At 64.9% G+C, this 723-nt stretch carries 1 protein-coding gene; it reads left to right on the forward strand.

Going from position 1 to position 723, the window contains the following annotated elements; all coding sequences use genetic code 11:
• Positions 1–723 (forward strand): type VI secretion system tip protein TssI/VgrG (tssI, locus tag CAG25_RS28115; RefSeq protein WP_143493017.1); only part of this gene is annotated, 723 nt, incomplete at both ends.

Raw genomic sequence — 723 nt, forward strand, 5'->3', positions numbered from 1 at the left:
AGCGCCACGGGCCACAAACTGGTGTTCGGCGATGACCAGACGGTGTTCAAGAAACTGGCGCCGGTGGCCTATCAGCAGGACTCCGGCATGGTCGCCAGCGACCCGGTGATCAAACGCTTCGACCTGCGCCTGGAAACCCGTACCAGCCGCACCACCCGCCGCGACTACGACTTTGAAAAACCACGCCTGACGCTGGAAAGCGAAAACCGCGGCGACGCCCTGCCCGACCTCGAGGACTACGACTACCCCGGCCGTTTCATCGACCGCGAGCGCGGCAAGCACCTGGCCAAACGCGCCCTCGAACGCCACCGCAGCGACTTCCAGCTCGCCGAAGGCAAGAGCGACCAGCCGTTGCTGGTCAGCGGCCATTTCCTCGCACTCAAAGAACACCCGAAGGCCAAGTGGAATGACCTGTGGCTGCTCACCGAAGTCCTGCACGAAGGCAAGCAGCCGCAGGTGCTGGAAGAGTCGGTCACCAGCGACACCACCGCGCTCAAAGACGATTTCCATCAGGGTTACCGCAACCGCTTCCAGGCCACCCCGTGGGACGTGCCGAACCGCCCGCCCCTGCGCCACCCGAAACCGCGCATCCTCGGCAGCCAGAGCGCCGTGGTCACCGGCCCGAAAGGCGAAGAAATCCACTGCGACGAATACGGCCGCGTGAAAGTCCAGTTCCACTGGGACCGCGACGGCCAGGCCGACGACAAGACCAGCTGCTGGCTG

This window comes from Pseudomonas sp. B16(2017) (assembly GCF_002113205.1).
GTDB lineage: Bacteria > Pseudomonadota > Gammaproteobacteria > Pseudomonadales > Pseudomonadaceae > Aquipseudomonas > Aquipseudomonas pharyngis.